Raw genomic sequence first — 22,862 nt, forward strand, 5'->3', positions numbered from 1 at the left:
GGCTCAAAATGAAGATCGTAGTCATTGGCGGTCGTGGGCTTATCGGCTCGAAAGTAGCGACGAAGCTCAGCGCGCAGGGACACGACGTGATCGCCGCCTCACGCCGATCAGGTGTCGATTCACTCACCGGTAAAGGCCTCGACAACGCGGTCGCCGGCGCGGATGTCCTCATCGACGTCGCCGATTCGCCATTGTTCGACGATGAGCCTGTGATGCACTTCTTCACAACCGCGACCGCCAATCTTCTCTCTGTTGAACAAGATGCGGGAGTCAAACACCATGTCGCCTTGTCGGTAGTGGGCGCGCAGATCATGCCGGATAGCGGTTACAACACCGCGAAAGCAGCTCAGGAAGACCTGATCAAGAATTCGGCCCGGCCTTACTCGATCGTGCGAGCAACTCCGTTCTACGAATTCGCACTGGGCTTGGCCGATTCCGCGACAGACGGAGACATTGTCAGATTGCCACACGCGTTGTTCCGCCCTATCGCCGCCGACGATGTCGCTACCGCCGTAGCCCGCGTGGCTTCCGGGCGCCCTATCAACGGAGTAACAGAGATCGCGGGGCCCGACGCGATGGGGATGGATGACTTTGTCCGCACGCGCCTTGCCGCCGGTGGTGATCAAAGGCGGGTTGTGACTGACGCCCAGGCGCCATACTTCGGTGCGGTGATCGATGATCGCAGCCTCGCGCCCGACGAGAACGCCACCATTTTCACGACTCGATACTCCGACTGGATCGACGCCAACTTCAGTCGATACATCTAGGGACATCGTATGGACCAAAGCGCCAATTAGGGTGCGCGGGTCGGACGCCGGACGCAGGGCGTAGTTGTGATTGGCTCCAGTGGAAGGACAACTCTTATGCGAACGGCTGATCGCGGGTTGATGTGGCATGGCATGTTTTTGTTCTTGATCGGGTTGGTTACGGGCCTGAACGAGCGCCGCTTCACGAATATGCGCATGGCGCTTTCCGCGCATCTGGAGGGCGTGATGAATGGCACGTTCCTGATGGCGCTCGGTGCGATCTGGGGCCACGTTGAATTCCCGCCACACGTAGAGAAAGCGGCACGGTGGTCGGCGCTTTACGGCACGTATGGCAACTGGCTGTTCACCACGCTCGGTGCCGCGATGGGTACCGCCGCAGCCAACCCCATCCTGTCGCAGGGCCATCACGGAAAGCCGTGGCAGGAAAGAGTTGCGGGTGCCGGCTTTCGCAGCATCGCGTATTCGATTCTCGTCGCCGTGGCGCTGATTCTGTGGGGTCTTGCACGACGGCGATCAGTCCCGGCCACCGCCGTCTCAGCGCGGGATGACAACGGATCTGTCGCTGCCTCCGAACACGGGTGATGCGAACACCGCGCGGGTCACCGCCACTAGCCGACCCCACTGGTCAGAGGGACGCGGCCACCCTCCAAAGTTCCTCGACCACATCGGCTCCCGTCCAGGCCAGCCCGCTTAGCACTACATCAGTCGCACCCGCATTCAGGTAGCTTTTGAGCTGACGCCTGACCGAGTCCGCTGTACCCACCGCGGCAAGGTCTACCACGCTAGCGATGCCCTCTCGTGCAATCACCTTCTGGTACGACGGAATTGACTCGAAGAAGCTCAACTGCTCGGCCGCGAAATTCTTTGCCGCATCAACGTTGTCGGACAGTATTGCGGGCACCTGTGCGATGATCCTGGGTTTCTGTCGTCCGGCGTCGGCAGCCGAGCTCGAGATGGCCGGTTCGATGAACTCCGCGATGGTCCGCGGACCGGCGAGGTACGGCAGGGTGCCATCGGCCAGCTCGCCGGTGACCTGCAACGCCTTTGGGCCCATCGCGGCCACGTACACCGGAACGGGCGTACCGCCAGCTACCTGCACCGGCCATCCGGGCTGAGCGCTGATCTCGTTGCCGCTGAAGTCCACCGCTCCGGTATCAAAGATGGATCTCAGCACCGTCAAATGCTCCCGAAGGCGTGTGATCGTGTTGGGCCACGACGTCCCGAAGGCTTGCCGCTCTGGCTGGTGCGAGCCGAGACCCAGTCCGAGGCTGAAGTTTCCGTGCGACGCAGCCTGTGCCGTCTGCGCCAGAGACGCGACGATCAGCGGGTGACGCGGGTTGATCGGAACTACCGACGTGCCGACGCCGAGCCCCGGTACGGCCGCGCCGACCACTGCGGCGAGGGCTATCGCGTCGTGATCATTTTGCTGGCTCAGCCAGACCTGGCGGACACCGAGCTCGAATGCACGGGTGGCCTGCGCCACCACGTCATCGACACGATTGATTGCTTGTGGGTTGGGAAACAACACGATTCCAGTCGGCATAACAACTAGAACGCACAGACCGATTCGGAACATCCCGATCTGGTCGGCTTGATCGGAAGTCCTGCCTCGCACCACGAGATATGCCAGGCCGGCGCAACGAGAAAATCGTAGTTATGCCAACACTTTTGACATGCGAAACCTCATGCGTTTCGTTATTGATGACGGGGCCGGACTGCCGCGGGTCTCGCGGGTGACTAGTCCGGTGAGGAACCCCCATGACCAACCTCTTCGGCTAGACGAATTCCAGAACATCGGCCACAGGACGGCGCGGCTTCTGGGGCCAGTTTTGCGGAAGCTTCGCCCCTACGGCCACCAGCATGACCGGCACTTCGTCCTCGGCAAGTCCGAACTCGCGCGCCAGCGGTTCCGGGTCGAAAGCGATCATCGGCGTCGAACCTAGGCCCAACGCGTTGGCCGCATACATCATCGCCGTGGCGGCAATGGCGCCCGTGCGTATAGCCTCGTCGCGTTGGCACTGCGGTTTTCCGAAATACAAACGGCGTGCTGCGTTTCCATAGTCCAGTACCATCTCTGCCCGCATGATGCCCGCTTCCACCACAGGTGCCAGGCGCTGGCGCACTACCTTGTGATCGGGCAACTGGCCGCAGATGATGAAAGTAACGGCTGCGGCGGTGATCTTGGGTTGACCCCAGGCGATCGGCCGCAGCCGAGCCTTGGCTTCCGGCGTGCGTACGGCGATGAAGCGCCAGTTCTGCAAGTGGAAGGATGTCGGCGCGGTAGTGGCGATTCGCACCAGGTCGCGAATTTGGTCGTCCGTCAAGGTGACGGCCGGATCGTACAGACTCGTCGTGCTGCGGCTCACGAGACTTTCGATAATGGGATTGGTCATGGTGATTCCGTCGGTCATGGTGATTCCTTTGGCGTGAAGGGATAGGTTGAAGGACAACGGCGTTGAGCCGCACCCTTCCGCGAGTGATGGACTACGCAGCACGCGGCGACAAAGGGCGGGTCACTATCGGCGCACGGCCGCAGTGGGTTCGGGGTAGTCCAGATCGGCTGCGGTGAGCCGGTAGATTTGCAGTGTGAGGCCGTAGTACTTGTCGGTCTCGCCGACCCACTCCATCCCGACGTGTCGCGCGGTCGCGACACCGCGGGTGTTCTCCAGGCGCACCACGGCGAACACCTCCGATACTCCGTTGGCGAAAGCCTGATGCGCCACCGCATGGCCGGCCTCAGCGCCGTAACCGTGCCCCCAGGCCGCAGGGGTGATTTGCCAACCGATTTCAAGGTCGGTGCAGCCGGGCGGCAACGGCAGCAGCGCGACCGCTCCGATGACCAGGCCGCTGTCACGTATCTCGATCGCCCAGTGGCCCAGTGGCCGCCCCGCTTCATCGTGTTCGGTGATCCACCGCACCAGCAATTGGCGCATTTCGTCACGATCGGCCACGCGCGGCATCGCCGGAGCGAGCCAGCGTGCGACTTCCCGCTGACCGAAGATCGCCAGCGCAGCGTCGACGTCGTCAACTGTCCACGCGCGCAACCGCAGGCGCTTGGTGATCAGCTCGTCGGCTCCCGCCACTTGGACGTGGGCGCCCTCGCACATCGATTACTCCTTATCGCCAAGCCGGGTGTCCAAACAGTCCGCCCTAGACGGTGGCCTCGGCACCTGGTCGAGGGCCTGTTTGAACATCGAGGTCGCGTCCCGGTCTTCAGTAACGGCAAGTTCGGATTCGTGGGCGAGCAGCGGATCCCAGACCTGACTGACTGTGGGGTGTGGCGCGACAGCATGACGTAGGAGGCTGATTGGAACCTTCGCGACGACAGCCAGGGTGGCTGCTTGAACGAGTTCGGAGAACTGTGGTCCCGCGAAAGTAGCTCCGAGCAGTGTGTTGGTCTTGGCGTCAATGACCAATTTCGCCCATCCTTCGAAGCCGTCCCTGTATAGGGCGAGGAATGCCACTTCGCCTGGGTAACAGGCGGTTCGGGTTCTTACCGCGAACCCTTCTGCTCGGGCCTGACTTTCCGTGCGTCCCACCCTGACTAGTTGAGGGTCGGTGAAGATTACCTGCGCCAGACTGCCGGCATCGCGGGCGGCCAGCTCGTTCTCGCCCAGTTCTCGCCCCGCGGCCCTGGCCGCGATGATGTCGGCCACGAGACGACCGTGGTATGTGGAGATATGAGAGAGCCGAGCACGCCCGGTGGTATCTCCCAATGCGTACAGCCAGTCGCCTGTGACGCCGAGCGCCTGTAGATGATCGTTAACAGAAACGATTCCGCCGCCCGGCAGACCAACATTTTCCAGTCCGATGTTGTCGGTGTTGGTGCACCGTCCGGTGGCTACGACGATCTCGTCTACCTCGATGGTCTGGCCGTGGAAGGTTGCGGTGACTGGCCCGCCCGCTACAGGGCGGGCTACCGCCGACAACGTTGCCTCAAAGTGAATCTTGACGCCGTCGCTTCGTAGTGACTGCGCGACCAACTCGCGGGCTTCCGGTTCGCAGTCGTGAAGCAGCGTGTTCCCACGTACCAAAAGTGTTACCGCAGAGCCCAAACCGGTCAGGATGGACGCGAACTCGACGGCGACAGGGCCGCCACCCACAACCAGCGTGCGAGGTGGCACTTGTGTCATGGTCGTCAAGTCTCGATTGGTCCACGGGCGTGCTTGCGCCAACCCATCTATCTCCGGCACGTTAGGACGAGTTCCGGTTGCCAATACGACCGCGTGGCGCGCAGTCAAGACGGCTTCGATGTTAGGGGCACGCGAAATGCGCACTGTTCGTTGGCCGCTCAACCGGCCGAACCCATGAAACACCGCTACACCTGCTTGCCGCAGTGATGCTACTCGGTCTTGATCCGAGAGGTGCTCAATGATCGCGTCGCGTTTCGCGAAGACGGCCGGAACATCCAGCCCTTCGCCCGACATCGCTTCTCGCACACCAGGAACAGCTTTCGCCAGGTTGAACACCTCGATCGAACGAAGCAGTGTTCTGCTCGGATTGCAGGCAAAATAGTGACACTCCCCAGCGACCAGACGATCCTCAACGAGAGCTACCGCAAGGCCTGCCGACGCCAGTTTCCGCACGGCGGCCACACCACCCACCCCGCCGCCTATGACGACCACGTCGAACTCTGCGTCAGTCACATCTACCCTCACTTCCGATGACCGGTACGTACAGCTGTGTATGGCTGCGGCCCAACCGTCTACAACGACAGGTGCGTTGGGGCTTCAGGGTCCATTGGTGCGATTTTCGTGCCACCGGCGCCTCGCATGTCGGTGCGGTCGCTCGAGGTGCGGTTCGTCGTGCTGTAGCCGGAAATCCAGTACCGCGAGCGGCGTCTGCGTATCGAGGAGAACGGAATCGTATTCGCACCGCATCACCGACGTCGTGTCGGTGTGTGGGTTGCGCGCGGTCAATTCGACCACCAGCCGCAGTCGCGTCGGCTCGGTCACGCCACGTCCCAGAACGTTGACCGCAGGCAGGTCGCTGAGCATGTCGAGTCGCATCGGTATGACCCTCATCGGGTGGCTGCTGGCGTCTGCGCGGTCGCGGTGGGATGTCAATGCGATGATGCCGGTGTCGGCGAGCAACAGGTCATTCGATAATGCGTTGCCGGTCAGAGTGATCGAGACTGAGCACTGCGATTGTGGCGGGTCTGCTGCGGCCATCGCGGTGGCTTCGGCCAACACCAGCTCACGGGTGGCCTTTCGCCATTGGTGTGCCCGCTCGTATTCGGAGTGGTGGCCTGTAGTCGCTGCGCCTGAACGCTCGGTCGCGGTCGCTTGGGTGACGTGGTATGGCTCCGGGTTTAACGCGTCGACCACGTCCTGGCTCTTGGGGTATTCGTGTGGCACGGATGCTCCTTGGTTGAGTGTGCAGTCGAATGTCCAGCGGGCCAGAATGTTCCGGATTCCTACCGCCCAGGATCTCGACCAGTTAGTTGCGGCCGGCCATGATCCCGCCGTCGACGTTGAGAATCGCGCCGGTAACCCAGCTGGCATGGTCGGAGAGCAGATAGGTGACGGCATTGGCGACGTCGGCGGCGGTGCCCACTCGTCCCAGGGGATGAAGCGGTGCGAAAGTGGCAAGCGTGGCGTCGATCTCCTGCTTGGGGATAAACCCTTCGTAGAGCGGTGTTTTCACCACCGCCGGTGCGACGGCGTTGACGCGGATCTTGTGCCCGGCAAGCTCGATGGCCAGGTTATGGGTGAGCGCATGCAGGCCGGCTTTTTGCATCGAGTATCCAGACGACGGGGTCAGGCCAATGGCCTGATGTGCCCACATGCTGCCGATGTTGACGATCGAGCCCCCCGCACCGTTGGTGATCATGCCCTCAACGACGGTCTGCGTCAGGAAGAACAGGGCATAGTTGAGGTCCATGTACGAGTCGTAGAACTGCTGGTCGTACTCGAGAAACGCCTTGGGGATGAAGAATCCGGCCGAGTTGACGAGCAGTGTCGCGTCGCTGTGATGCTCGGAAAGCGCGCGCTGCACATCGGCGACGGCAGCGCGATCTGTCAGCTCGGCGGCGATGCCCCAGGCTTCGCCACGCCGGCTCCTCAGTTCAGCGACGGTGTCATCGACACGGGCTTTCGAGCGTCCGACGATCACCGCGCTGCCGCCGTGGTCGACGACGTCGACCGCGATCTGTCGTCCCATGCCGGCACTACCGCCGATAACAATTACCTTCTTGGCCTCAAAATGCATATCAGGCTCCCTTCTTGGTTCTCCTTGACGGCTCCGGCTGGGCCGCCGTTCTCCCGTCGATGACACGTAACGACCTCAGCTGTGGTGCACCGCCGACGGCCCGGCATTCCTGCCCGCTTCTGGTCGTACTGAGACTGCAGCCAAGCCGGGTGAGATGTCCATCACCCGAACCACTTATTCACCCGGGTGATTAATGCGATGGCGTGGGCCGGAGCGCGCCTGGGAGCGAAGATGGATAAGGCTGCTCTTACTTGTCCTGACGCCACCATCGGGTGCCTTCAGGAGTGTCTTCGAGGGTGATGCCGCGGGTCGCTAGGTCCGTGCGGATCGCGTCGGCTTCGGCGAACCTGCGGTTGGTGCGCAGTCGCCATCGGCGTTCAACCGCTGCAGCGATTTCGTGGTCGTCACGCGCTCTCTGGTCGATGCGGAAGGTGTCGAACAGCTCATTGATTTCCTGGAGCAGCACGGCGGCGGTCGGGCCCGGTGGTGTGTTACTACGGTTCTGTTCCCGGATGTAGTCGAACAATACGGCGAGGGCTCCAGGTGTGTCGAAGTCGTCGTCTAGACGGCCGAAGAGTTCGGCGCGGGTCCGGTCGGCGAGTGCCTGCGCGGCGGACGTCTCGGAGGCAGTGATGGTTCGGGCGAAATTCTCGACACGCCGTCGGGCGAGGCGGGCCTGGTCGAGAGCATGCATGCTGAACTCCATGGCTGACCGGTAGTGCTGGCTCAAGAACGCATAGCGCACGGTGCGAAAGTCGTAGGCCGCCAGCGCTTCACGGATCGTCACAAAGCCCCCAGCACTCCTCGACACTTTTGCGCCGTCGACGTGCAGCAGACCGGTGTGCACCCAGTAGCGCACCATCGGCGAACGGCCGGACACCGATTCCATTTGCGCGATCTCAGCTTCGTGGTGTGGGAAAATGAGATCCACGGCGCCGCCGTGCAGATCGTATTGCGGGCCATAGATCGACGCCGTAATTGCAGTGTCTTCGATGTGCCAGCCGGGCCTCCCCGGACCCAGGGGCCCGTCCCAGAACGGCTCGCCCTCTTTCCGGGCCTTCCACAACGCGAAGTCGCCGGCATTGCGCTTGTCGACGCGGTGTTCGATCCGAGAAGCATAGCCTCCAGCACGCGAATCGATACGTCCCGAGAGCTTGCCGTAATCCGGGAACGAGGCCAGATCGAAGTACCACCCGTCATCTAGCTCGTAGGCATGCCCGCGCGCGATGAGTTGTACGATCTGAGAAGTGATTTCGCGGATGTAGTCGCTGGCGCGAACATAGTTGTCGACGCTGGAGATATGCAGCGCGGCCATATCCTGTAGGTAGCGCTTCTCGTAGGTAGCTGCCACCGTCACCGGATCAGTACCAATCTGCGCCGCGCGACCGATGATCTTGTCGTCGATGTCGGTGATGTTCTGCACGTATGTCACTCGGTACCCGCGTCTACGCAGATAGCGGGCAATCAGGTCGAACTGGGTATAGGTCTTGGCGTGCCCGAGGTGGCTGAGGTCGTAGACGGTCGGACCACACACGAACATGCGTACTGTGCCCGCGGTTATCGGCTCGAAGAGCTCTTTGCGTTTCGTGAGCGTGTTGTAAACGATCACGTCAATCCTTCGCCCTCGTTGCGAAGTATTCGCCGTAGCCGTGCTGCCAGCTCATGACTCGGAATGACGTCTCCGGTCATTACTGGCACTGTCACGCACGGCAGGCGTGGCCACATCGAAATCGAACATGACTGGCGACTGGCAACGTTGCGTCTGGCCATGGCACTTCCTGCATTTGTGATGAGTGGCCTTGGGAATACCGCGATACGGATCGGACGCCAATCAGCGACCGGTTGCGTGCCGCTGTTTCCCTACAGGTTGATGGCCTTGCCGGCCAGGGCGTGAAAGCATTCCTGTAGCCCTTCACCGAGTGTGGGATGGGTGTGTACGTTTCGCGCCAGCTCGGTGGCGGTGAGGTCCCACAGCTGCGCGAGCGTCAACTCCGGGAGGAGTTCGCTGACTTCGCTGCCCACCAAATGCGCTCCCAGCAGCTCGCCATGCGCTTCGTCGGCAATCATTTTGATGAAACCACCGCGTTCACCGAGTCCGTGGGCTTTGGCACTGGCCTGCATGGGAAAAGTAGCGACCCGCAAGCGGTGACCGGCGGCGCGCGCCTGTTCTTCGGTGTAGCCGAAGCTGGCGACTTGCGGCTGGCAGAACGTCACTCGTGGCATCATCCGATAGTCCAACGGCATCGTTTCCACGCCTGCAATGGTTTCGGCAGCGACCACGCCTTGTGCGGAAGCGACGTGGGCGAGTTGAACTTTGGCGGTGACGTCGCCGATCGCATAGACATGCGGCGCGGAAGTACGCATGTATTCATCGATGTCGATAGCGCCATCGGCGGTGACACGCACTCCAGCGGCGTCGAGACCGATTCCCTCGACGTTGGGACAAAATCCGATGCAGATGAAGGCCCGGGCGGCCTGCGCGCTAGCGGACGTTCCGTCAGCGCCGGTGTGGCTGACGACGACGTGCTCGCCGTGGTCGATGACTTTGTCCACCTGAGTGGATGTGCGAATCGCGATCCCGCGGCGCCGGTAGTGCCGCTGAAGTTCTTTTGAAACATCGGGGTCCTCGTTAGCGAGGACACGGTCGGCGAATTCCAGAATCTCGACGCGGACACCGTAACTGTGCAGGATGTACGCGAATTCCATGCCGATGGCGCCGCCGCCGATGATCACTATGGACTCGGGCAGATCGGCGCTGAGAATCTGTTGTTCATAGGTGACGATGTTGTCGCTGAGGGTCACTCCGGGCAGCATGCGCACGCGCGATCCGGTCGCGATCACGGCGTGGTCGAAGCTGACTAACCTACTGCCTCCTTCACGCAGGTCTACGTGAAGGTTGTGGGTATCGGTGAAACGGCCGTGACCGTCGATCTCAGTGATGTTGTTCTTGCGCATCAGAAAATGCACACCGCGGACCCGGGCGTCGGCGACTTCGCGGCTGCGTGACACGGCGCGGGAGTAGTCGAGACTGACGTCACCGGAGATGCCGAATGTGGCGGACTGGTGGGTGATGATGGAGGCAATCTCAGCGTTGCGCAGCAGCGCTTTTGAGGGAACGCAGCCCGTGTTGAGGCACACTCCACCCCAATAGCGTTCCTCGACTATCCCGACACTCATGCCCAGCTGGGCAGCGCGGATGGCTGCCACATAGCCCCCGGAGCCCGCGCCGAGGACGATGAGGTCGTAATGGTCACCGGCTGGCGGTGTCATCTTGGCTCCTGTGTTGTTGCGCGGAGTGCGCCCCCGGCGATCAGCGCGTGGGGCCCCGGCCTCCTCGTCGCAGGCAATCTCATCACCGGAAGTGTCAGGCCGCTTTGGCGACTTTCGCCTGTCTGCGGGTTGCGTCAATCGAGTCCGCCAGCAGCCACAGCGCTAAGCCGAGGTTCGCGATGTCTTTCATCAAGAACTCCCCGTCGGCGGACAACACGGGAAAGCCACCGGCAGATGCCTCGCCGACCCCGGGGGTCGTGACCATGAAGCTCAGCGTGGTCACAAAGAACAGCGAGGCGAATACGCCGCCCACCACGGAAGCCTTCGGGAACCACGGCTTGACTGCCAGCAGTGCTGCAACAATCAATTCAATTGAGCCGTTCAGTCGACCAAAGGCGTCGATGGACATGATGTTATACAGCCAACTCAAGAGCGGGCTGTTGGCCACCCAATGTGAAATGCCATGGGCCTCATAGGAAGTGAACTTCATGGCGCCGAACCAGGCCAGAACTATGACCAGACCATACCGTGCGACCAGCGCCGCGAGGGCGGTCGTTCGGGAGCTTTGTAGCTCATCAGCCATGATGCCTGTGGCGGTATTGTGTGACATCCCGTCTCCGTTCGTATTTCGTTGCGCCGCTGCGGACCTGTCGAACACTCTCTGCTTCTTCACATGAAAGGTTGATGTCCAGTGCTGCCGCTCGCGGCTCAGGTCACCGACCACTATCTGCGCACCGGGGGTGAGTTGTCCTCATCCAGCTGTGCTTTTCACCCGGGTGAGAGGCAGACGAGAACGGGTCTGCAGTGCAGATCCTCGGCCATGACGAGGTCGAGGCGAACCTGCGCTTGGGCGGCTGGTCCGCGGTTGTGCTCGACCGCCGCAAAGGTCACCCGTCACAACCGGCGCCGGTCCGCGTCGCCGACGCTGACGTCGGTGCCAGTAGTGCGTCGTTCGGCCGCACCGTCCGGTGACGTGCTCCTCCCTGAGGCCGCCGCCTGCTGGGCGAATCAATGAGCAGATTGCGCAACTGTTCTCGACCGCGGTTGATTCTTGAACTCACCGTTCCCTGTTCGGTCTCCATGATTGCGGCGATCTCTTTGTAGGAGAAGCCCGCAATGTCGGCAAGGTACACGGCAAGTCGGAACTGTTCGGGCAGGGCCTGCATCGCGGCCTTGATCTGAGGGTCCGGCAGCGTTGCGAGTGCGTGATCTTCGGCCGACCACAAGCCGGACGACCGGTGCGCGGCGCTGGTTGCAAGCTGTCGGTCCGTGATCTGATCGGTCGGGTACTGCGCCGGTTGGCGCTGTTTGGTTCGGTAGCCGTTGATGTATGTGTTGGTCATGATCCGGAACAGCCACGCCTTCAGATTCGTTAGCGGCTGAAAGGAATGCCTACCGGCGTAGGCTTTGAGCAGCGTTTCCTGCAGCAGATCCTCTGCGTCCGCGATGGTCGAGGTCATCTGAATCGCCCGCCTGCGGAGGGGCTCGAGCAGTGGGATCACATCACGTTCGAAGTGTGCGGCGCTTGCCGGATCCTCTGTCAGGCTGGCACATTCAGTACGTGCGCGCGCCACGATACATTCCCATTGTCACGTCTTGTACTTCATCGGTTGCACTTGCTCTCCACTCTCTGGCTGTTGAGCCAGCATCCACAGACTCGGGGTGAGCTGTCATCACCCGGCGAGCCAATTCACCCGGATGAGCACAACCCCGGAGTGGGGGGCATCACGTTGGACCCAGCTGCCGGAGGGTTCACATCTTCATACGAGTGCGCCGCGCTGAAAGCGGACGCGGCGTGTTATCCAGCGTCCCCACAACGTAATCGGCGTCAGTCGGATTGCGGAGGTCGCGAGTATCCAGACTGGATATGGCGCGGGTGGTACGCGGTTTCAAATGTCGTTTGACAGCGATGTCAGGTCAACGATCGCGTAGGCCGCGGCAGCGCTTGCTACGGAGAAGACGCTGTAGTTGAGCGGCGATTCCATACCGCGCGATACAGCCATAGCGATTCCGAATACCATGAGCGCCAGGCACATCGCCGCGCCAGTGCGATCCGGACAATCCGGATTCGGTAAGGCGTGTGCACGGACTCCTCCTGCTGTGCCGCATCGCGAAACGGATCTGCCCATTGTCTTAATGTCCAACAGCGGGAACATCTTCATCGCCATCACGAGGCTCATCCTGGCGCGTTGTCGTCCGTGGTGAGCGGGCCATCTCCGGTGTCGAGCAAGAAGACTGCGAGTAGTTCGGCGGGTTCCGTGGCGCTGGCATTTTCACTGATCGTGTGGTGCGCGCCGGGGGATTCATTCCACGTCTCGCCAGCGTGATAAACACGTGCAGGCTCGCCTTCGACTTGGCTGCGGATCGCTCCTGAGATCACGTAGGCGATGATGAACGCCGAATTTGCGTGGTGGTGAGCTCCGCTCTTTGCCCCTGGCGGATAGCTGACGGTCACTCCTACCAGTGATTTGCCCGGAATGTTGCTAGTTTGATCGAAAGCTGTTCGTACAACCGGGTTTTGGCCCGAATTCTCGGGCGCTGGCTCAGCATGGGCTGTAGGTGCGAGTATCGCCACAGCTATCAGCGCAGGGAACAATATTTTTACGGCCATGTTTGACTGCCTTCTCTTCGGGTTTCTTGACGACTAGCTGATGTGATCGGATGGTTTGGGGCGGCCTGCGCGGCCGCTGCCACCGAACACGCCGGTTTCACACCTTGATCGTCGCCCAGTGCATTGAGCAGGTGAGCGGTCGTGCCCGCCGCCGGCGTTGCGAGTGGAGCCGCTCAGGCGCCGTCCGATCATGCGAGGGTTCCTTTCAGTCTTCGACTACGCGCACGATCGTCTTGCCAGGGATGCGCTTGTCGGGAGCGAATGCGGCGGAGGCTTCAGCGAGTGGCAGCACGGTGCCCACCGCCGGCTTGAGGCGTCCATCCCGCACTCGCGCGGCGATGGCGGCGAGCTGGGCGCGATCGGCTTCGACGACGAAGAACACAGCCCGCCCGTCATGCGGCTGGGTCTGAGGGGGCTCGGCGACGGTGACGAGCGTTCCGCCGGCGCGCACCAGTGCGGCCGAGCGGGCCAGAATGTCTCCGCCGATCACGTCGAACACCAGGTCGACGTCCCCTGCGTCCTCTAGTTTTTCGGTATTCAGGTCCAGGAAGGTATGCACGCCAAGCTCAGCCGCCCGGTCGCGATCCGCGGTCCGGCCGGTACCAATGATGCGGGCGCCGACCTCCCGAGCGAGCTGCACCGCGGTCGATCCAACCGCACCGCCGACGCCGTGGATCAAAACCGTTTGTCCAGCGGTGAGGTGGCCGTGGTCGAACAGGCCCTGCCAGGCGGTCAATCCCGTGATCGGCAGGGCGGCGGCCACAGTATGGTCGATGTCGATCGGTAGCGGTGCCAGGTTACGGGCTTCCACCGCGGTGTACTCCGCCAGCGAGCCGTTGCGCGACCAGTCGGTCAACCCGAACACTCGCTGGCCAACGCTCAATCCGGTTGTGCCGTACCCCAACTCAGCCACGACTCCGGACAAATCGTGGCCGGGTACGCTCGGCGTGCGGTCACGACCCGCGCGATCGGTCCAGGTGTCCGGCCACTCAAGCTCATTGAATATGAAGCTCGCAGCGTGCACCCGCACAACGACATCGTTTGAGGCCGCCTCGGGGTGGGGCAAATCGGTAAACGACAGGCCGGCAACCCCGGCCTCACGGTCTGAAACAGCGATGGCTTTCATTACACGTCCTTCCTGATAAGGGTTGTTGTTTGAAACTGACCGCCTGGCCGCGCTACACGCGAAAAGGTGGTGTGGTGTGTTATGTCCAGTCGTGCGGCTGTGTCATCTCGGCGAATCTCCAAGTGCTGCAGTCGAAGATGCGCGGCAAACGATCGCGTTGATGGCGTATGAGAGCGTGAATATCAATACGCCTCCTTATCGTCGGTGGCCGGGTCAGCCGCGAGCTGCGGTTGTACGCTGACGAGCCCTCGGCCTAGCTGACGGACGCGGTCGAGGAGTCCGTAACGCGGTGACTGGTAGCGGATATCACCAGTCACCGTTTCGGTTGCGCCAGCCTCGATGCACGTCCCTTCCAGTAAGGACGATCCGCCGTTCTTAGCCACTTACCCTCCGCTCGCCAGCTTTTGAGTCAGCATCCACCGACCCGGGGTGAGTGGTCTTCACCCGGCGCGCCAATTCACCCGGGTGAGGCCAACGGGGGTACTGGGGCCGATCGGCAGGCATCAAGGGTGGACCGCCATCAGAGTTGGGACTCAGCGGCCGGAGTTGCTGACCGGTGGCAAGCCGCGAAATCCATCTTCGATGACCTCGGGGTCCCATGGTTATCCGGTCGCTTCGCGGATGTAGCGGCCGATCTGGCGCAGCGAGCGCGTGGCTTCGGGGATCATCGGCGCAGCGAGTTGGAACACATGAATTTGGCCCGGCCATACCTGGACTTCGACAGGCACGCCGGCGGCGGCCAGTCGTTGGGCCGCCAGCTGCGTGTCGTGGAGCAGCACCTCGCAACCGGACACATGGATCAAGGTGGGTGGCAGTCCGGGCGCAATGTGATCGAGCGGTTCGTACAGCGCATCGGGATCCGCGTCCGCGTCGCTGTGGGCCGCGGCGCGTGTGATCAGGCCGTGGAAGGCGTCGAATGCTCTGGGCGCAAACATCGCATCCGAGCCGGTGTTGGGGTGGGTCTTTTTGGGTTGTGTAGCCAGTTGCAGCAGCGGCGACATGGCCACCAGTGCGGCGGGCCGCTCGCCGTCGTCGAGCAGGCGTTGGGCCAACGCTAGCGCCAGGTAGCCGCCCGCGGAATCGCCGGCCACCACGATTTGGTCGGGCTGATAGCCTTTTTGACGCAACCACTGGTAGCCGGCGAAGCAGTCGTCGATCGCCTCGCGGATCGAATGTTTGGGAATCTTGCGGTAATTGAGCACCAGTACGGGGCTGTCTGCGAAGCTCGACAGCATGCTCGCCAGCCGGCCGTGCGAGTAGGGACCGCACGTGAGGAACGCCCCGCCGTGCAGATAGAGCACGACTCGACGGGTGCCGTCGGCCGGTCGCACTCCAGCGGCTCGGACGAGTTGCGCTGTGCACTGCCCGAGCCCAATGTCGGCACGCACCGTGCCTCGTATCGGCGCGATGGCGCGGGCGGCGAACTCGACGACGCCCCATGGCCATGGAGCCGAGGGCAGATAGCTGCCCACGACCAGCGCGGGCCGGATCATCAGCCGGGCGCTGAGCCAGCCGATGCGCCCGGCCATGCTCGGACCTTCCTGGATGACCTCAACGACGGCGTCCGCGCGGCGCGGGTACCGGCGAGTCTTTCCTGCCGTGGCTGCTCTTCGACTGGGTCGCGGCAACCCCGACATGGGGGCAGGTGCGCTCATGTCATTATTTCCACGCCGGGGTCATCGGGTGCCCCACGCCACGCAACCGATCCCACGTGACGCCAACCCGGAGCTCGCCGTCCCTCGGCGCACCCGTTCTGGGTTGCTCTCCCATCAGAACTGGCACCGGCCGCAGGCTCATCGTGTCGGCTCTGGGTTGAGGGCCGGCGCGGACGCCCCGCATAAGCGGGCATGCTGCCGGTCAACGAATCTAGGTGAGTCACTTAGTTTTTGGCGCGCGCCTCCGTATAACGGGCGCTGTTGGTCGGCGACGGTAGCCGCCTGCTGGTCACGGCGCTCCCAATTTGCCGCTCGTCCCCGGGTCGCCGCCTTGCGGCGTCGCCTGCCCATCTCATGCTGCCGCCGGGCGCCCTCGTCGTCGACATAGGCGATCAGCCCGGCTGCGACCGAGGATCCCGCACAAATGGCAGCGGCGACGCCGAAATCGACTAGCTGACAGTCGATCAACATGAGGGCCGCGTAGTCACCGGCCAGCACAGCCACAAATAGGAAGGCGATGCGTGTCCGGGTCATAATGCCAGTCCCTCTGGCCCGATCTGGCGCACAGCGAAGACACTGGGCAGGTATCGGGTGGGACGTCCGCAAGTGCTGCATACCGGGTGGGCGCCGCATCCGGACGCCATCTCGCGTTTGTCGCCCAAGTAGGTCGCCATCGCGCGTTGCACAGTAGCCAGGCAGGCTTGACAGAGCGTCTCGACGAGGTCGCCGTCTGGGCTTAGCCCCATCTGGTTGCATCCGTCGATGGCGTGTATCTCGGCGACCGCCACCGCCGGCGAGCCACACGCAGTGCCGGTCGACACCCGTTGAGCGCTGCAGATGGGCTGCAGCGTATGAAGTTGATCCTCGATCGCCGGGACGGCGTCCGTCGCGGCATCCCCTTTCCGATGCGCCGAACGCCGGGCAACAGCGGCGGCGTGTCGCATTCGATGCCATGGTGTTCGCGCGGCGCCGGATCCGCCTTCAGCATGCGATCGTTGAAATTGACGACGCTTCATATGGTTTCTCCCGTTAGTGGCGATGGCGTTGCGCAGTGATCAACACAGCCGGCTCGTCCACCGTTAACACGCCCCGTTGCTCGCTTGCGCGGCGTCGAACGCAGATCCGGTACACGGCTGCATTTACCGTCTGCTCGCCATTTCCTGAGCCAGCATTTACCCAAGTGGGATGACTGGTCATCACCCGGCGAACTGATTCACCCGGGTGATTGGCCGAGCATTCAACGGCGGCACGCGTAACCAGGCGAAACCTGTCTACGGGTGCGGTATTCGCAACGGCATCCGCATGGTTGGCCGAGCTGGCATGTATTGCCGAGGCGGCGGCGCGGCGCAAATCCGGAAGCGGTCAGCCGCCCGTCGGGTTGCCGCAAAGGTTTCGGACGCCGGCGCCAGTTAGCCGCCTTGGCTACCCGGAGCGTGTCAGAGCAAATGAGGGATACGGCGCTTCGCGATATTGATTGTGAGCCAATGTTTTTGGGCCAACAAGCGTAGGGATGTTACGCGATGCCGTAGTCGTTTATCTTGTGGTAGATCGTGACCCGTGACATTCCCAGGGTTGCCGAAGGCGGTCTGAAACGGCGGCTGCGCCGCCGGACGGGTCTCTCATCTTCATGGCGGATCCCCAAAACTAGACGGTTGTGCACGACCATGCCGCCGTCGCGTATCGGATCTCGATCACTGACGAACTAGCAGCACTGATCGGTTGGAGTCGCCGAGCAGCGGATGGTAGTCCGGCCAGCTGAGTCGGGCGACGTGTTCGGCGTCGGCGCTGCCAACTACTGCTAATTGGATTGAGTCGCTGTGGTTCTCGATGGGCCGCGTTCCTCTTCTGCGCGCGGCGACGGTTTGGACGTGAACGTCCGGATAGCGTCGTATCCAGCTATCGAGTCTCGTGTCGATGAGGAGGACCGGCGCCCTGCGTAGCCGGCCTTCCTGGATCGCGCGGTGTACGACGGCGTCGTTGTCTGGCTCGTCGTTTTGCACGGCAGCGATCCAACCGGTGTTCTTCTGAGGTGAGCCGCCGGACCGGACGATCGCTACGGGGCAGTGCGCATGCTTGACAAGGGCGGCCGCGGTCGAGCCTAGCGGCATGCGCGCGCATGGTCCCTTTCCCTCTGAACCGACGCACACCAGTGCAGCCCTGCGGGATTCATCGATGAGCACGCATTCGGGGCGCCCGCGCACGATGGCGGTTTCGATGTGGACCGGCCTTCGCATGTCTTGGACGGTCAGCTCTGCCCGATATAGAGCCAATTCGGCGTGTTCGTTGTTGCAGGAAACAACATCGACTCGCGATCGGCACGTATGTTTCGCGGCGCTGACGTATACGAGTCGCAGCGGCGCACCGAGGTTGACAGCCTCGGCTACTGCCCACGTGGCGGCGTCGAGTGCGGCTTGGGAGCCGTCGATGCCCACGACCACCGACTGTGATGGGCTCTGCTTCGTCATGTCCATGGTCGCGCCTTCGATCGTTTGACTGGGTGCTGTGGGGGTTTAGTGGAGCGCCACGGGCACGGTCATCGTCAGCACGACCAGCGTCAGCACTAGTAGGAACCAGCCGGCGCCCTGCCAGATCCACCAGCGACCGCGTGCCCGCCAGACCTGATAGGTACGGACGAACGCCCCGAGGCCACCGAGCAGCAGGATCAGCGGGGAGCCGATCCCCAGTAGGTTGCGTTGAACGCCATCGCATTGCGCTAGCGTGTCGTCTCCGGTCCCCGACTTGCACCCACTCACCCACAGCAGTCCCAACACCAGGACCAGCATTGCGACAGCCACGATGACGCCGGCGAACCGTAGGGCGGCAGCGAACGTCCGCTTCGCTTGTTCTCCGTCCGAGCCGGACGCCGTGGTTGGAGTGTTCATAGTTGCGTGGTTCACCTCTGCGCGGAAGGCTGGCCGGTGAGAGAGAATCCAGGCCGCCAGCCGTCGATTGTGTGTGGCGCCAGCATTTCGAGGTGACCACCGTTGTGGGTGCCCTGCGCGGCGGTGGGGTCGCCAACCTCGTCGAAGAGCCGCTGCATCGTCACATCGAGTCGATGTGCGGCCTCAGCGGCGTCGATCAGGTCGTTGAGCAATCGTCGTGGCACGGCGTGATCGTGCTTGTCGTGGATCTTGTGCTCCAGGTACGCCCACAAATCCACCGCGATCGTTCTGATCTGTAGTTCGACCGGCACCCGCTCGACCCGGTCGCACAGATAGACGGGGATCTCGAGGACCATGTGAAAGCTTTTGTAGCCGTTGGGCTTCGGGTGGGCGATGTAGTCCTCAACCTCGATGACGGTGAGGTCGGCCTGCCGGCTGAGCAAGGTGGCGACACGGTAGATATCCGAAATGAGGCCGCAGGTGACGCGGACCCCGGCGATATCGAGGATGTTGGTGCCGATCCCGTCGGCGGTGAGCGGGCAGCCGATCCGGGCGGCCTTACCCCGGATGCTTTCGGGCGATTTCACCCGGGAGGTGACGGCGCGGATCGGACAGTAGTGATCGGCGTGAGTGAACTCGCCCTGGAGAATGTTGACCTTGGACGTCAGCGCGGAAATAGCGCACTCGTACGGCCGCAAGAACCGGGCGAAGTCCGTGTGCGCAGGCGTGAACTCGGTCTGCAGTAGGTCACCGACCACGCTGTGCGCACCATCGACGATCATCTTCGCCTCTTCTTATCGCAACACTGCTAATATAAAGGAAGTATATCCGTTAAATATAAGAAGGGTAAGGGTGCTGGTGGGCGAAGAAACGGACTCCAAGGCCGGACGCAGCCGGCGAGATCGCCTGCCGCGCAACCGGCAACGTGAACGAGTACTCCAGATGGTGCGTGCGCACGGCGACGCGATTGACGCCGTCGAGCTCGCCTCGCGCATCGGGCTGCACGTCACCACCGTGCGCTTCCACCTGGACGCGCTGTGCGACGAGGGAGCGATCGAGCGCACCCGGATGAACCGGGAGGGAGTCGGCCGTCCCCGCACCGGATACCGCGCCGTCGAGGAGCGCCTGGACTATCGGATACTCGCCGAGATCCTCGCGATGGAGCTCGGCGAGACAGTGGAGGCACGAGCTCGTCGTGCCCAGCGCGTCGGAGTGCAGTGGGCCGGCCGGATCGCGGGTTCGCAGGACGAATCCGTTGCGGGCCAACATGTTGCGGACACCACGCAGGCCGGTGACCCGCTGGATCGAGGAGCGGTGCTGGCCACCGAAGTCTTCGACCGGATGGGGTTCGACCCCGAACTGGCTGCTGAATCCGAACCAATGGCATCGCTGTCGGCTGACAGCAAGCAGATCGTCGGACGGGAACGCGTCATACGGCTGCGCGGCTGCCCCGTACGGGATTTGGCCCGAGCGCACCCCGAGGTCGGTTGCGGCATACACCTGGGATTGCTGCAAGGCCTACTCGACCACGCTGCGACGGCCGGCGGAAGACCCGACACACGAACCCAAGGACTGTCGGCCAGACTCGACCCGTTCGTCGAACCAGAACTGTGCATAGCGAGGTTGCACGCCTCGCGAAAATCCAGGCGTGATTGAGACATGGCACGTGAGAATCCACTCACGAGAGGCGACGACGGACTCCCACCGCCAGGGCTTGCGCTGTAACGCATCCGCCCACAGTGGCCGCTCATTAACGAGGCTGCGGACTGCGCGGCGGCGGTATCGCGTTACGGGTGCAGAGTGTCGGTCGCTGTGGTCGGCGGGCTAAGCGGTCAGTTCTGTCAACGGCACGTCGGGGTCGGCCAGTTTCGATGGGTCGGGTTGCGCGGCGGAGCGCACCAGCGCCTCGATGGCGTCGGTGACATCCCATGTGTTGACGTTCATTCCGGCCAGCACTGTTCCGTCCTTCATCCAGAAGGCGATGAACTTGCCGCTGGCGATGTCACCGCGGAAGACGACCTCGTCGTAACCGTCGCGCGGCACGTATCCGGAATACTCCATGCCACGGTCGTATTGGTCGGAGAAGAAGTAGGGCACCTTGTCGTAGGCGGTGGCCGTGCCGATCATGTTCGCCGCGGCGACCGGTCCCTGGTTCAGGGCGGCCGACCAGTGCTCGAGGCGCAGGTGGGTGCCCAGTAGCGGGTAGTAAGTGTTGGCGACATCACCGGCGGCGAATACGTCGGGGTCGAGGGTGGCCAGGTGCTCGTCGACGACGACGCCATTGTCGATCGGCAGGCCTGCGGCCGCGGCCAGCTCGATGTTGGGCAGGATGCCCACGCCGATCACGACCGCATCAGCCGCCACGACGTCGCCGTCGGCCAGGCGCACGCCGGTCACCGTGTAGGCGTCGCCGAGGATCTCGGCCACCCCGCTGCCGGGCCGCAGCTCGACACCGTGGGCGCGGTGCAGGGCCGCGTAAGTCTCAGCCACCTCCGCGCCGAGCACACCCAGGAGCGGCAGTTTGTCCCGCTCAAGGAGAGTCACGTGGCAGCCGGCGGCGCGGGCGGCGGCCGCGGTCTCCAGGCCGATCCACCCGGCGCCGATAATGGCCACCCGCTGCGCGGCGGCGAACGCGGCCTGCAGTGCGTCGCTGTCGGCGACTGTGCGTAGGTAGTGCACACCGGGCAGGTCGGCCCCGGGCGCATCGAGGCGCCGGGGCGAGGACCCTGTCGCCAGCAGCAGCTTGTCGTAGCCAAGCGTTTCTCCCTGCGCGGTGCGCACTTGGTGTGCAGCGCGGTCGATTTCGGTGACTCGTATACCCAGACGCAGGTCGATGTCGTGTTCGGTGTGCCACTGGGCGGGATGGATGTAGATCCTTTCCCGCTCGGTGCTGCCCAGCAGGTAGTCCTTAGACAGTGGCGGTCGGTCGTAGGGACGGTCGGTCTCGTCGCCGATGAGGATGACCTTGCCGTCGAAACCGTTGGTGCGCAGCGCCTCAGCGGCCTTGGCGCCAGCCAGCCCGGCGCCCACGATGACGAATGTCTGTTGGGCACTCACGTGTGTCTCCCTCTTGTTGTGTGGGCAGAGTCGTGTTCACGTGCGACCCGGCCGAATCTTGTTGCGGTGCTTGCTTCTCGCGGCCCGCCGGAGCGCCACTGGCCGAGCGAGGCGTCGATCGTCAGCTCCCGCGTTCCGGGGTACGCAGAGTCGATCATTGCTGCGCTAGCTGGTGTGCTTTGGCGCGCAATGTGGTCAGCAGATCGGTGAACGACTGGTGGAAGCCGGCGACGCCCTGGTCTTCGAGGCTGCGCCCGACATCGTCCATGTCGATCCCCGCCGAGTGCAGGTTCTGCATGACGCTGGTCGCGGCCGCTAGATCGGTGTCGATGGTGCGCGCGAGCGTGCCGTGGTCCTCGAATGCGGTGATGGTGGATTCGGCCATCGTGTTGATCGTGTCGGGGCCGATGAGGCTGTCGACGTAAAGGGTGTCGGGGTAATCGGGGTTCTTGGTCGAAGTTGATGCCCACAACGGCGGTTGCGGGTGGGCGCCGAGGGAGGCCAGTTTCTCCCACCGCGGACCGGAGAATCGGTCCCGGAACATTTGGTAGGCCAGGCGTGCCTGCGCGATGCCGGCACGTCCGCGCAGCGCCGCCGCGTCGCCGCCGCCGATGTGGTCCAACCGGTTGTCGACCTGGGTGTCGACGCGGCTGACGAAGAACGACGCGACACTGCGGACCGCCGAGAGGACATCCCCGCGGCCGGCCAACGTTTCGAGGCCGGTCAGGTAGGCCTCGATGACCTGCTCGTAGCGGGACAGGGAGAAGATCAGGGTGACGTTGATGCTCAACCCACTGCCGATCGTCGCTGCGATCGCCGGAATGCCCTCGGCGGTGGCGGGGATCTTCACCAGCAGGTTGGGGCGGGCGATGCGTTCGTGTAATCGGGTGGCCGCGGCGATGGTGGCCCCGGTGTCGCGCGCCAGCTCGGGGGCGACTTCGATGGATACGAAACCATCGCTGCCGCGGGAGTTTTCGTAGGTCGGACGCAGCACCGCCAGGGCGTCAGCTACGTCGTGCACGGCCAATTCCCAATAGGCATCCTCGACCGAATAGCCCGCGGCGGTGAGGGCGAAAAACTGTGCGTCATAGAGATCGGACGCCCCGATGGCCTTGGCCAAGATCGTGGGATTGGCTGTCACTCCGCGTATCCCGTCGGCCACATAGGCGGCCAAGGTGTCGTCGCGCAGGTATGCGCGGGTGAGGTTGTCCAGCCAGGGGCTTTGCCGCTGTTCGGTGTAGAGCCGCTCGAGCCGGGTCATTACGCACACCCGCCTCGGTCGGT

The 22,862-nt window shown here is 63.1% G+C and carries 22 protein-coding genes; 3 read left to right on the plus strand and 19 right to left on the minus strand.

The features are described 5' to 3' along the window. The first annotated feature begins 8 nt into the window (after positions 1 to 8). Both ACWW36_RS02440 and ACWW36_RS02445 read left to right on the plus strand, forming a co-directional pair. The gene (locus ACWW36_RS02440) at positions 9 to 767 is read left to right on the plus strand and encodes an SDR family oxidoreductase (RefSeq protein WP_456140026.1); all 759 of its coding nucleotides are present in this window, start codon (positions 9 to 11) and stop codon (positions 765 to 767) included. Positions 768 to 899: 132 nt separating this feature from the next. After that, positions 900 to 1,349, plus strand: a complete 450-nt coding sequence (locus ACWW36_RS02445) for a hydrogenase (RefSeq protein WP_456140027.1) — start codon at positions 900 to 902, stop codon at positions 1,347 to 1,349. A 43-nt stretch (positions 1,350 to 1,392) separates the two neighbouring features. Here the strand turns inward: ACWW36_RS02445 and ACWW36_RS02450 are convergent, their stop codons facing one another. The 17 genes from ACWW36_RS02450 to ACWW36_RS02530 form a co-directional block, all read right to left on the minus strand. Further along, a complete protein-coding gene (locus ACWW36_RS02450; protein ID WP_456140028.1) occupies positions 1,393 to 2,310 on the minus strand; it encodes an LLM class F420-dependent oxidoreductase in 918 nt (305 codons plus the stop codon). Between the two features lie 232 nt (positions 2,311 to 2,542). Then, the gene (locus ACWW36_RS02455) at positions 2,543 to 3,178 is read right to left on the minus strand and encodes a nitroreductase family protein (protein ID WP_456140029.1); all 636 of its coding nucleotides are present in this window, start codon (positions 3,176 to 3,178) and stop codon (positions 2,543 to 2,545) included. A 105-nt stretch (positions 3,179 to 3,283) separates the two neighbouring features. Then, a complete protein-coding gene (locus tag ACWW36_RS02460; RefSeq protein WP_456140030.1) occupies positions 3,284 to 3,874 on the minus strand; it encodes a GNAT family N-acetyltransferase in 591 nt (196 codons plus the stop codon). A 3-nt stretch (positions 3,875 to 3,877) separates the two neighbouring features. Further along, positions 3,878 to 5,413, minus strand: coding sequence for a dihydrolipoyl dehydrogenase family protein (locus tag ACWW36_RS02465; protein ID WP_456140031.1), 1,536 nt, complete (start codon positions 5,411 to 5,413; stop codon positions 3,878 to 3,880). An 84-nt stretch (positions 5,414 to 5,497) separates the two neighbouring features. Beyond that, positions 5,498 to 6,124 (minus strand): hypothetical protein, encoded by a 627-nt coding sequence (locus tag ACWW36_RS02470; protein WP_456140032.1) that lies wholly within the window; start codon positions 6,122 to 6,124, stop codon positions 5,498 to 5,500. Positions 6,125 to 6,206: 82 nt separating this feature from the next. Further along, entirely contained in the window at positions 6,207 to 6,977 is a 771-nt protein-coding gene (locus ACWW36_RS02475) for an SDR family NAD(P)-dependent oxidoreductase (protein WP_456140033.1), read from the minus strand. Between the two features lie 247 nt (positions 6,978 to 7,224). Next, positions 7,225 to 8,586, minus strand: coding sequence for a cysteine--tRNA ligase (gene cysS, locus ACWW36_RS02480; protein ID WP_456140034.1), 1,362 nt, complete (start codon positions 8,584 to 8,586; stop codon positions 7,225 to 7,227). Between the two features lie 251 nt (positions 8,587 to 8,837). Continuing rightward, positions 8,838 to 10,247 (minus strand): dihydrolipoyl dehydrogenase, encoded by a 1,410-nt coding sequence (gene lpdA, locus ACWW36_RS02485; protein WP_456140035.1) that lies wholly within the window; start codon positions 10,245 to 10,247, stop codon positions 8,838 to 8,840. A gap of 94 nt (positions 10,248 to 10,341) precedes the next feature. Further along, entirely contained in the window at positions 10,342 to 10,857 is a 516-nt protein-coding gene (locus ACWW36_RS02490; protein ID WP_456142340.1) for a YkgB family protein, read from the minus strand. Positions 10,858 to 11,134: 277 nt separating this feature from the next. Then, the gene (locus tag ACWW36_RS02495) at positions 11,135 to 11,821 is read right to left on the minus strand and encodes a sigma-70 family RNA polymerase sigma factor (protein ID WP_456140036.1); all 687 of its coding nucleotides are present in this window, start codon (positions 11,819 to 11,821) and stop codon (positions 11,135 to 11,137) included. A 602-nt stretch (positions 11,822 to 12,423) separates the two neighbouring features. Then, positions 12,424 to 12,858: a cupin domain-containing protein gene (locus ACWW36_RS02500; RefSeq protein WP_456140037.1), complete on the minus strand. Its 435-nt coding sequence runs from the start codon at positions 12,856 to 12,858 to the stop codon at positions 12,424 to 12,426. A 205-nt stretch (positions 12,859 to 13,063) separates the two neighbouring features. After that, positions 13,064 to 13,984 (minus strand): NADP-dependent oxidoreductase, encoded by a 921-nt coding sequence (locus ACWW36_RS02505; protein ID WP_456140038.1) that lies wholly within the window; start codon positions 13,982 to 13,984, stop codon positions 13,064 to 13,066. 602 nt (positions 13,985 to 14,586) lie between these two features. After that, entirely contained in the window at positions 14,587 to 15,639 is a 1,053-nt protein-coding gene (locus ACWW36_RS02510; protein WP_456140039.1) for an alpha/beta hydrolase, read from the minus strand. A 530-nt stretch (positions 15,640 to 16,169) separates the two neighbouring features. After that, complete coding sequence (locus tag ACWW36_RS02515) at positions 16,170 to 16,583, minus strand: phosphoenolpyruvate carboxylase (RefSeq protein ID WP_456140040.1); 414 nt, start codon at positions 16,581 to 16,583, stop codon at positions 16,170 to 16,172. A gap of 747 nt (positions 16,584 to 17,330) precedes the next feature. Then, on the minus strand, positions 17,331 to 18,110 hold the full coding sequence (locus tag ACWW36_RS02520) for a universal stress protein (protein ID WP_456140041.1): 780 nt from the start codon (positions 18,108 to 18,110) through the stop codon (positions 17,331 to 17,333). Between the two features lie 39 nt (positions 18,111 to 18,149). Beyond that, positions 18,150 to 18,521, minus strand: a complete 372-nt coding sequence (locus ACWW36_RS02525) for a hypothetical protein (protein WP_456140042.1) — start codon at positions 18,519 to 18,521, stop codon at positions 18,150 to 18,152. Positions 18,522 to 18,532: 11 nt separating this feature from the next. Beyond that, complete coding sequence (locus ACWW36_RS02530) at positions 18,533 to 19,303, minus strand: GTP pyrophosphokinase (RefSeq protein WP_456140043.1); 771 nt, start codon at positions 19,301 to 19,303, stop codon at positions 18,533 to 18,535. A 76-nt stretch (positions 19,304 to 19,379) separates the two neighbouring features. On the opposite strand from ACWW36_RS02530, the gene ACWW36_RS02535 reads away from it, so the two are divergent. After that, positions 19,380 to 20,177, plus strand: coding sequence for a helix-turn-helix transcriptional regulator (locus ACWW36_RS02535; protein WP_456140044.1), 798 nt, complete (start codon positions 19,380 to 19,382; stop codon positions 20,175 to 20,177). Between the two features lie 168 nt (positions 20,178 to 20,345). On the opposite strand, the gene ACWW36_RS02540 is transcribed toward ACWW36_RS02535, so the two are convergent. Beyond that, on the minus strand, positions 20,346 to 21,578 hold the full coding sequence (locus ACWW36_RS02540; RefSeq protein WP_456140045.1) for an NAD(P)/FAD-dependent oxidoreductase: 1,233 nt from the start codon (positions 21,576 to 21,578) through the stop codon (positions 20,346 to 20,348). Between the two features lie 154 nt (positions 21,579 to 21,732). After that, positions 21,733 to 22,839 carry a transaldolase gene (tal, locus tag ACWW36_RS02545; RefSeq protein WP_456140046.1) on the minus strand — a complete coding sequence of 369 codons (1,107 nt, stop codon included), beginning with the start codon at positions 22,837 to 22,839 and terminating at the stop codon, positions 21,733 to 21,735. Between the last annotated feature and the right edge of the window lie 23 nt (positions 22,840 to 22,862).

The sequence above is a fragment of the Mycobacterium sp. MMS18-G62 genome (genome assembly GCF_053877835.1).

Bases quoted from the DNA above. Each gene is read 5' to 3' on its own strand.
- ACWW36_RS02440 (WP_456140026.1), top strand. From the start codon at position 9: ATGAAGATCGTAGTCATTGGCGGTCGTGGGCTTATCGGCTCGAAAGTA.
- ACWW36_RS02445 (WP_456140027.1), top strand. From the start codon at position 900: ATGTTTTTGTTCTTGATCGGGTTGGTTACGGGCCTGAACGAGCGCCGC.
- ACWW36_RS02450 (WP_456140028.1), bottom strand. From the start codon at position 2,310: ATGCCGACTGGAATCGTGTTGTTTCCCAACCCACAAGCAATCAATCGT.
- ACWW36_RS02455 (WP_456140029.1), bottom strand. From the start codon at position 3,178: ATGACCGACGGAATCACCATGACCAATCCCATTATCGAAAGTCTCGTG.
- ACWW36_RS02460 (WP_456140030.1), bottom strand. From the start codon at position 3,874: ATGTGCGAGGGCGCCCACGTCCAAGTGGCGGGAGCCGACGAGCTGATC.
- ACWW36_RS02475 (WP_456140033.1), bottom strand. From the start codon at position 6,977: ATGCATTTTGAGGCCAAGAAGGTAATTGTTATCGGCGGTAGTGCCGGC.
- lpdA (WP_456140035.1), bottom strand. From the start codon at position 10,247: ATGACACCGCCAGCCGGTGACCATTACGACCTCATCGTCCTCGGCGCG.
- ACWW36_RS02490 (WP_456142340.1), bottom strand. From the start codon at position 10,857: ATGTCACACAATACCGCCACAGGCATCATGGCTGATGAGCTACAAAGC.
- ACWW36_RS02500 (WP_456140037.1), bottom strand. From the start codon at position 12,858: ATGGCCGTAAAAATATTGTTCCCTGCGCTGATAGCTGTGGCGATACTC.
- ACWW36_RS02505 (WP_456140038.1), bottom strand. From the start codon at position 13,984: ATGAAAGCCATCGCTGTTTCAGACCGTGAGGCCGGGGTTGCCGGCCTG.
- ACWW36_RS02510 (WP_456140039.1), bottom strand. From the start codon at position 15,639: ATGAGCGCACCTGCCCCCATGTCGGGGTTGCCGCGACCCAGTCGAAGA.
- ACWW36_RS02515 (WP_456140040.1), bottom strand. From the start codon at position 16,583: ATGCGACACGCCGCCGCTGTTGCCCGGCGTTCGGCGCATCGGAAAGGG.
- ACWW36_RS02520 (WP_456140041.1), bottom strand. From the start codon at position 18,110: ATGGACATGACGAAGCAGAGCCCATCACAGTCGGTGGTCGTGGGCATC.
- ACWW36_RS02525 (WP_456140042.1), bottom strand. From the start codon at position 18,521: ATGAACACTCCAACCACGGCGTCCGGCTCGGACGGAGAACAAGCGAAG.
- ACWW36_RS02530 (WP_456140043.1), bottom strand. From the start codon at position 19,303: ATGATCGTCGATGGTGCGCACAGCGTGGTCGGTGACCTACTGCAGACC.
- tal (WP_456140046.1), bottom strand. From the start codon at position 22,839: ATGACCCGGCTCGAGCGGCTCTACACCGAACAGCGGCAAAGCCCCTGG.